Genomic DNA, 9,121 nt, shown 5'->3' with positions numbered 1-9,121 from the left:
GTCTACTGATGTACTCTACAGGATTATCGCCATAATTACCCAACCAATCATCTATTTCACCTTCCGGGAGTTTGGAGGTCCATAATTCGTTTTGGTAAATGCGCCAATCGATACCATTATCTTCTAATGTTTCCTGAAAAGTTGGCCAATCTACAAATACATCATTTTGCGATTCGGCCTGATCGTTATTCACCACCGCAACCCGGTTTGCACTTTTTTCTCCACGAACGGTTCCTGTAAAAAAGAACAATCTGTTTGGTGTTGTTCCCGTTAGCGATGAGCAAAAATGCTGATCGCAAATGGTAAAAGCATCGGCCATGGCATAATAAAAAGGAATATCATTCCGATCGTAGTAAGCCAATGTCATTGGTGTTTTAACGGGCAACCATTTATCGTAACGGCCACCATTTTGTGCGGCTACCTGGTCATTCCACGAATGTGGTAAACCGCCTTGCCAGGTGATTTTCGTTTTGTTAATATCCACATGAAAGGGGGCATAGGTATAACCCTGGCCATCCTTTTGCAACCATACCTTGTTTCCATCAGGTTGAATGTGTGGATGGGGATCATTAAACCCGCGAACACCTTTCATTTTACCGAACATATGATCGAAAGAACGGTTCTCCTGCATCAAGAAAACAATGTGTTCTGCATCGTAAAATGTACTACCCGGTTCAGGGTTAATCGACATGGCTTTTAATACCGAACTGGGCAAGGTATTGGCCATACCAGTGGCTCCGGCAAACAAGGCCGCTTTTTTTAGAAATTCTCTACGTGAGTCCATAAATTATACAATATAGCTTAGATACCGCAAGTTATAATTTCAGTTGTCAATTGGCAATTTTCAGTCGACAGTTAATTTATAGTGCTAATCAGCATGAAGTTCTTAGTCAATCTAATTATGACCGTCGACTAATAAACTAATGGCCGATGAACTCTTGAGCTAACAAACCTTTACTTCTGAAACACTCTTACATAATCAACCTTCATACTTGCGGGGAAAATAGACTCATCTACTCCTTTTTTTCCGCCCCAACCACCACCTACAGCTACATTTAAAATAAGGTGGAAGTTTTGATCGAATGGCCAATCGCCAGACCCTTTTTTGGTATTTTTAAAAGTGAGGTATTTTTGGTTATCGATAAAGAAATCTATTCTATCTGCAAACCATTCTACCGCATAAATATGGTATTCGGTATAAGGATTATCAACCTTTAAGGCCTTGCCAACCTGCGTTTTGATTACGTGGTTAAATTTTTCGGTATGTACCGTTCCATGAACGCTATCCGGATCATAACCTACATGTTCCATAATATCGATTTCGCCGCTCTTTGGCCAGCCGCCGTATTTCCCTTCGGTTGGTAAAGCCCATATGGCAGGCCATAAGCCCCTGCCTTTTGGCAACATGGCACGAACTTCTACCCTTCCGTATTTAAAATCGAATTTATTTTTCGTTACCAATCTGGCAGAAGTATAATGGTTGTTTTCCTTGTCTGCTTTTACCGCAGTAATATTCAGACTCCCTTTTTTTACAATTGCATTTGTACTATCTGCTTCGGTGTAATATTGAAGCTCATTATTGCCCCAACCTTTTCCACCTACATCGTAACTCCAATTTTTTGCTAATGGTAATCCGGCATCGTTAAATTCATCAGCCCATTTCAGTTTCCAACCCGTTGCAACAGGTGTTTTTTTAAGCTCTTCGAAGGTCAATTCTGGCTCGTTAGTGGTGATATAATCAACCTGATGTGCCAAAAGCCATTGAATTTCGGGAACAGTGTTTACCGTCCAGGCATTTACTGTTAAGCCTAACTTGTGGGCATTTTCAATCCACCCATCTTTTTGGTAAACACTAAAATGATAATCAACCCCGGTTAATTTATCTGCTTTCATTTGCTCAGCACTAATTTCGCCTTTTAAGTAGGCCACTTTTGCTTTTGGCAAGAGCGCTAAAATCCTTTTACAGTAATCGTAGTCAAAACTGATATACTCCGTCCACTCCACTACCTTGAGTTTCTGAACCATTTCAACACATTTATTGGTCACCTCAATTCCACGTTCTTTACTAACCAATGAAGGTTTGATCTCTAAAATCAGTTTGGTTGTTCTTTGCTTTTTACCTTCCAATAAATAAGCCTCAAGCGTTGGAATTTTTTCGCCATTGCTCATCGTTTTGGTCAATAAATCAGCATAGTTTACTTTCTCGATAACCAAACCCTGAAATTCTGGATMGTGATTAATAACCAAGACATTATCTGCCGTCATCCATACATCGAATTCCGATCCATAACAACCCAGCTTTACGGCTTCATTTAAAGAAGCGATAGAATTTTGAGGAAAATTATTTTTCTTCCATGCTCCGCGGTGGGCAATTACCTGGTTTTTGTTCCAGTTAAATTTTTGAGCGAAAGAGGCGGTAAAAATGAATAACATTAGCGCAGAAATAAATACTCGTTTCATATATGATATGATATGATATGATTATACAAAAAATCAAAAGTAGATTTTTATAAGAACACCCGTTTAAAATCTATGTAACCTTTGTATTAACAAAAACAAGATAAAGATATTTAAATTAATGTGCTATAACAGGTTCAGTAAAGTACCATTTAAACGCTGTAGTTTAACCACAGATAAAAAGGATGCACACAGATATAAAATACATATTTATCTACTCTAATTGGCCATATACTTTATCCTTTGTCAAATAAACCCGATTGGAGCGGAAACCAAAAGCTTTTTCTGCTTTTGTTGCAGCAAAAGCGGGACTGAAAACCGCCATGAAACGCTAAACGTTGTTTTCCAAATTAAAAAATGCCTCTTCAAAAATAGCCAGCTATATAACCCAATTGATAAACTATTTGAAATAAACGCGTTACCTTACTATGGTTTCTTTCAATTGATTAGAACTATTTTTACATTTACGGTGATATGGTGAGCAATAACTACAGCGATTTATTACGGAAGATAGATGAGTTTATCCGCAAATTTTACCTGAATAAAATTTTGCGCGGGAGTATTTATGCCGCTGCCATACTTTTAGGCCTATATCTCCTTGTTTTTTTGAGTCTTTATTACCTCAATCCAACCGCTGGTTTTAAAACCTTTGTATTTTTTGCTTATTTACTCGTTGGGGCCTTACTTATTGGCTTTCTAATTATCAAACCATTACTTTCAATGCTCAAATTGGGCAAACACCTTACTTTCGACGAAGCATCGGTTATCATCGGAAATCACTTTTCCGATATTAAGGACAAATTGCTCAACACCTTACAACTTCATCATTTATCTGAAAATCATCCAGAAAACAACCACCTCATTCTCGCGAGTATCGATCAAAAGATCCTTGAGCTTAAACCTGTTCCATTTTACAGCGCTGTTAGCATTAACGATAACCGGAAATATTTAAAATATCTTTTTGTTCCCCTTTCTATTATTCTGCTTATTGCTATTATCGCGCCTGCAATTCTACGCGAGGGCACAATTAGTTTTTTTAAGTACGATGAATACATTGCACCTAAAGCGCCTTTCAGTTTCACGGTTTTAAATAAAAGTTTAACAGTTACCCAGGGTGATGATGTAACCCTAAACGTAAAACTGTCCGGTGATGAACTTCCTGCCGAAATTTACGTTGAAGACGGAAAAAATACCTATAAACTCGAAAAGGAGAACATTAGTAAGTTTAAGTATAGCATCAAAAATATACAGAGCGATAAAAAATTGGTTTTTAAAGGTGGTGGCTTTAGTTCGTCGGTGTTTACGGTTTCGGTTAAACCGCGTCCTGAACTATTAAATGCAACCGCGACTTTAAATTACCCTGCTTATCTGGGCAAAAAACAAGAATTAATTGCCAATGTTGGCGATATGCTCCTACCCGAAGGCACAAAAGTTACCTGGAACTTTAAAACTGGCCAGAGTAGTTCACTGCTTTTTATTTTAAATGGAACTGAAAATGTTTTAAAAGTTGAAGATAATGAATCAGCCTTTAATGCAACCATTAGGAATAATTCAAAATATAGCATCACACCTAAAAACCAATATGTTACGCTCAGAGATTCTTTGTCGCATCAAATCACGGTTGTTAAAGATCAATCTCCTAGTATTTCTGTTGAAGAAAAATCAGATTCAGTAAGCAACAAAGCCTTGTACTTCAGCGGTCAGGTTACTGATGATTATGGTTTTAGCCGCTTAAGTTTTAAATACAATATCAAAGAAAATAACCGCATTGTGGGTACAATTACCAAAAATATTGCCATTAAAAGCAATGCGACAGAAAATACCTTTTTCTATTTCTGGGATTTAAAAACAGCATCGGCCAAACCTGGTCAGGAAATTGAATATTATTTTGAAGTAGCCGATAACGACGGTGTAAATGGCGCAAAAGTTACCCGATCGGAAATCAAAACCTTTAAACAGCCTACTAAAAAAGAAACTGCCGAACAGGTAAATGCAAGCAACCAGGCTTTAAAACAGAAAATGCAATCGGCCATACGCCTGGCCAATACCATCGAAAAAGAAAGTAAAAAGGTGGCCGAAAGCCTCATCGATAAAAAACAGATTTCTTTCGAAGATAAAAAACAGATTGAAGCCCTTTTAGACAAACAAAAACAGCTTGATGAGGCTGTAAAAGAAATAAAAGAGCAGAACGATAAAAATATCCAGCAACAGGAGGATCAAAAGCAAACTGAAGAGCTCCTAGAAAAACAGAAACAGATTAAAGACCTGTTTGATAATGTACTGGATGAGAAAACAAAAGAACTTTTGCAAAAGCTGCAAAACCTGATGAATGAGAAAAATAAGGACCAAACGCAGAATGAGCTCTCGAAAATGCAACTGGACAATAAAACCCTTAAAAATGAACTCGACAGGATTCTAGAACTCTACAAACAATTAGAATTTGAACAAAACCTTCAAACCGATATCGATCGTTTAAACGAACTGGCTAAAGAACAAAAGGAACTTGCTGAGCAAACCAAAGATAAAAAACAGGACAATGAATCGTTAAAGCAAAAACAAGATGCACTTAACAAGGAGATGAAAGACCTGAAAGATGATTTAAAAAAGCTGGAAGAAAAAAATCAGTCGCTTGAAAGGCCTAATCCTTTCGAAAATCCTGAAAAAGATGTGCAGGATATACAAAAAGAACAACAGGACAGTAAAGATGCTTTAGATAAAAAGGATTCGAAAAATGCAAGCCAGAAACAGCAAAAAGCTGGCGAGCAGATGGAAAAGTTATCTAAAAAAATGAGCGATATGCAGCAGCAGGGTGAAGAAATGGAAAACAACCTGAATGCCAAAGAGTTGCGACGCCTCTTGGAAAACTTATTGACCACTTCTTTTGATCAGGAAAAAGTAATGCTTGCTTTAAAGAAAATGACCGCGGCCGATCCTTCTTATACCAGCAACGTTCAGAAACAGCGTAGCATTAAAGATAACCTTAAAACGATCGCCGATAGCTTATATAGTTTAAGCAAACGCGTTCCACAGATAGAATCGACAGTTAACGAGGAGATGAACAAAATCAATTTCAACCTGGATAAAAGTTTGGAAAGTTTGGGTGATAGAAGAACGCCTGAGGCTAACCGTTTTCAGCAGTTTACCATGACTTCTATCAATAATCTAACCTTGATGTTGAGTGAAGCGCTAAGTCAGCTGCAAAATATGCAGAAAAACGGTAAGGGCGGCAGTGGAAAGAAACAAAAGCAAGGGATGAAGCAGCTTTCGCAGATGCAGGAACAGCTGAACAAAAGCATGCAAAAAGCCCGCGAGCAAATGCAAAAATCTGGAGATAATCAAGGAAAAGTTGGCAAAGGACAAATGAGCCAGGAGTTTGGTAAGATGGCTCAGCAGCAACAAATGATCCGCCAGGCGCTCGAAAAGATCAATCGTGAAGAGAACAAAGACGGCACAGGTAAAATGGGCAACCTAAATGAAGCCATTAAAGAAATGAAAAAGACCGAGAGCGATCTGGTTAATAAACGTTTGCAACAAGAAACCTTAAACAGGCAAAAAGACCTCTTAACCAAGCTATTAGAGGCAGAAAAAGCAGAACGCGATCAGGAAGAAGACGCTAAACGGGAAAGTAAAGCAGCTAAGGAGTTCCCTCCATCTTATCAAAAAATGGTCGATCAGTTTAAAAAACAGCAACAAAGTGGTAATGATATGTTGCAAAAACTACCTCCAAGCTTAAATTATTACTATAAAAACAAGATCGCTGAATATTTGAAATCGTTGAATATGGAACGATGATACCCATACAGTTCATCGTGGTCGAACTAGATTCTTATCGAATTTGTCACGTTGAGCTTGTCTAAACGCTTTATAAGGCATCTTACAGGTCTTTCGACAGGCGACCATTGACATAATTTTACAAATTATTATTAATCAGTATTTTAACTACTTTCGCATTTCCATCTAGCTAGGCCATAGCACGGTATCCCCGTTCTACTTAAATCCGGCCTAACAAATTTTTCGGGCTGCACTGTTCTAGCCTCACAACTCGCTTCAAAAGAAAAATTTTCAGCCGGCATTTTTTGTTTCTTTTTGATGCCAAAAAGAAAGAGCCCTTCGGCGGCGGCGAGCCGAGGCAAGACCGTGGTTTATGGCAAAAGAAATCAATTATACGTCACTCATAGTGATTTTTATAAAATAAATTATCCTTCAGGATGACAATTCTATATTTATGATACAGCCCCTATTCATCACTTTAAATTTTTAGTTAAATTTGCAGCCATAAACACCACAATATGCCTGCAATATCATTTTTCACAGAATCAGTTAGCTATAATCTTCCTCAGAAACTTAAGGTAAAGAAGTGGATTAAAGCTACGATTGAAAAAGAAGGTTTCAAATTGCAGGAACTTAATTTCATTTTCTGTAGCGACGAATACCTGTTGGGCATCAACCAACAATATTTAAACCACGATACCTACACCGATATCATTACTTTCGATAATTCTGAAGAAGAAAAACAGATTGTAAGCGATATTTTTATAAGCATCGAGCGTGTTAAAGAAAATGCTAAAACCTTCAAAACGCTGGAATTTGATGAGGTTTGCCGCATTATGATTCACGGTACCCTACATTTATTAGGTTACAAAGACAAAGGAAAAGTGGCTAAAACCCTTATGACTCAGAAAGAAGATGAGTACCTGGGTTATAGAGCGGAAGTTGGATTAGTTTAGTCTACCCTCTTCCTCCCCAGGATGTCATTCTGAGCGCAGCGAAGAACCTTTTAATGATTATCACAGCACTTTCATTCTCTACCTTCTCGTTTGAGTTTGCATTCCATCGTTTGCAGATTCTTCATTGCATTCAGAATGACAATAGAATCTCCTCAGTTGCTAAGTCCAAGTAAATAATACCCCTTCCTAATTATTTTTAATGCCGTTCGTCTAATAGTTATGGGCGTTCGTCGACAATTAGACTATACTGGTATAATACACCTAAATTTCCTGCAACATTTTCAACCAACTGCAGTCTTATATTCAAAAAACGACAATTAAATAATGCGCTAGAATTTATACCCTGTGCATTATATCAAGATAAAGTTTAGTTTTAGTTAATGATTGAAGCAGCGGTGGAGCGAGTCCGACCGCTGTTTTCTTTTTACTGAAATAATGCAACTAATGACAAATGAATTACTGAACAGATAATCCAATGCATCAATATTCTGCCATTTTTAGCTGATACAGAAGCCCTTTACAATTTGATTATGCCGTTCCAAATATTTTATACTTACTTTTGCACTAATTTTCCTTTATAAATCCGAAATACAAAAAAATTGAGCACACTAATTGCGGCAGAAGGCTTAGGTCATGGTTATCATGACGAATGGCTGTTTAAAAATTTAACCTTAGGTATTAACTCTGGTCAGCGCGTGGCGTTGGTTGGAATTAATGGTGCGGGTAAGAGTACACTTTTGAAATTATTGGCAGAAAGGTTCCCTCCGCTAGAAGGTAAAATTGTAAAAAATAAAGCTGTTAAAATCGGTTTTCTCGATCAGGAACCACAATTTACTGAAGGTTTTTCTATTAGCGACCACATATTCTCTCTTGAGAATAAACAACAACAGTTAATTAAGGAATATGAAGAATTAATTGAAGATCCTAATCCAGACGAAAAAACACTTAATCGTTTATATGAAGAATTAAGCGAACACAATGCCTGGGAATATGAACATGAGATTAAAACCATCTTAAACAGAATGGGCATTACTCATCTTCAGCAGAAAATATCTACCCTGTCTGGCGGACAAAAGAAACGTTTGGCTCTTGCCAAACTTTTAATTGAAGATCCAGAAATTTTGGTGCTTGATGAACCCACCAATCATTTGGATATTGATACCATTGAATGGTTGGAGAAATTATTAACCACTGGACAAAAAACAATTTTACTCGTCACCCACGATAGATACTTTTTGGATAATGTTTGTAATACAATAGTAGAATTAGATAGAGGTAAGATTTTCAACTATAATGGAAACTACGCTTATTATTTAGAGAAGAAATCGGAAAGAGAAGCTTTAGATGCAACGGTTTTACATAAGAACCAACAGCTATTAAAGAAAGAATTGGAGTGGATGAGACGCATGCCACAGGCACGCGGAACCAAATCTAACGCCAGAATCAATGCTTTTTACGATTTAGAGGAAAAATCAAAGAAAAAGGCTGATAATCAGAGTATTAACCTCCAAATGAAGATGTCTCGTCAAGGCGGGAAGATTATTGAGATAGAACACATTAAAAAAGCATTTGATGACCGTCCGATCATCAACGATTTTAGTTACACCTTTAAAAAAGGAGACAGAATTGGCTTAGCAGGAAAAAATGGTACGGGTAAATCTACTTTGCTAAATATCATTACAAGTCAATTAAAGCCAGATGCTGGTAAAGTTGATACTGGAGAGACAACCGTTTTTGGTTATTACAAACAAGGTGGTTTAACTTTCGATCCAAAAGAAAGGGTAATTGATATTGTAAAATCTGATGCTGAATATATCAAGATGGCTGACGGTTCAGTGATTACGGCCTCTGCCCTATTAACCCTATTTCTCTTCCCCCCGAAGAAACAACATGGTATGGTTGAGAAATTAAGTGGTGGTGAAAAGAAACGTTTAAAC

5 protein-coding genes are annotated in these 9,121 nt (G+C 37.4%); 3 read left to right on the top strand and 2 right to left on the bottom strand.

All coding sequences use genetic code 11. The features are described from left to right. Both AC1DND_RS10910 and AC1DND_RS10905 read right to left on the bottom strand, forming a co-directional pair. A partial coding sequence (locus AC1DND_RS10910) for an alkaline phosphatase family protein (protein ID WP_477581565.1) occupies window positions 1-784 on the bottom strand: 784 nt, incomplete at its 3' end. A 170-nt stretch (window positions 785-954) separates the two neighbouring features. Beyond that, window positions 955-2,460 (bottom strand): family 16 glycosylhydrolase, encoded by a 1,506-nt coding sequence (locus AC1DND_RS10905; protein WP_477581563.1) that lies wholly within the window; start codon window positions 2,458-2,460, stop codon window positions 955-957. Window positions 2,461-2,931: 471 nt separating this feature from the next. Between AC1DND_RS10905 and AC1DND_RS10900 the strand changes: the two genes are divergently transcribed. The 3 genes from AC1DND_RS10900 to AC1DND_RS10890 all read left to right on the top strand — a co-directional run. Beyond that, window positions 2,932-6,249, top strand: coding sequence for a DUF4175 family protein (locus AC1DND_RS10900; protein ID WP_477581561.1), 3,318 nt, complete (start codon window positions 2,932-2,934; stop codon window positions 6,247-6,249). Window positions 6,250-6,746: 497 nt separating this feature from the next. Continuing rightward, window positions 6,747-7,184: an rRNA maturation RNase YbeY gene (ybeY, locus tag AC1DND_RS10895; RefSeq protein ID WP_477581559.1), complete on the top strand. Its 438-nt coding sequence runs from the start codon at window positions 6,747-6,749 to the stop codon at window positions 7,182-7,184. 599 nt (window positions 7,185-7,783) lie between these two features. Then, the coding region (locus AC1DND_RS10890; protein ID WP_477581558.1) for an ABC-F family ATP-binding cassette domain-containing protein at window positions 7,784-9,121 on the top strand (1,338 nt) is incomplete at its 3' end.

The sequence above is a fragment of the Pedobacter sp. 01N416 genome, assembly GCF_056399685.1.
Note: the sequence above shows the minus strand (reverse complement) of the source record. Positions and strands in the feature narration are given on the sequence as shown.

What these genes read in the sequence shown, in the direction of transcription:
- ybeY (WP_477581559.1), top strand. Translation starts at nt 6,747, where the DNA reads ATGCCTGCAATATCATTTTTCACAGAATCAGTTAGCTATAATCTTCCT.
- AC1DND_RS10900 (WP_477581561.1), top strand. Translation starts at nt 2,932, where the DNA reads ATGGTGAGCAATAACTACAGCGATTTATTACGGAAGATAGATGAGTTT.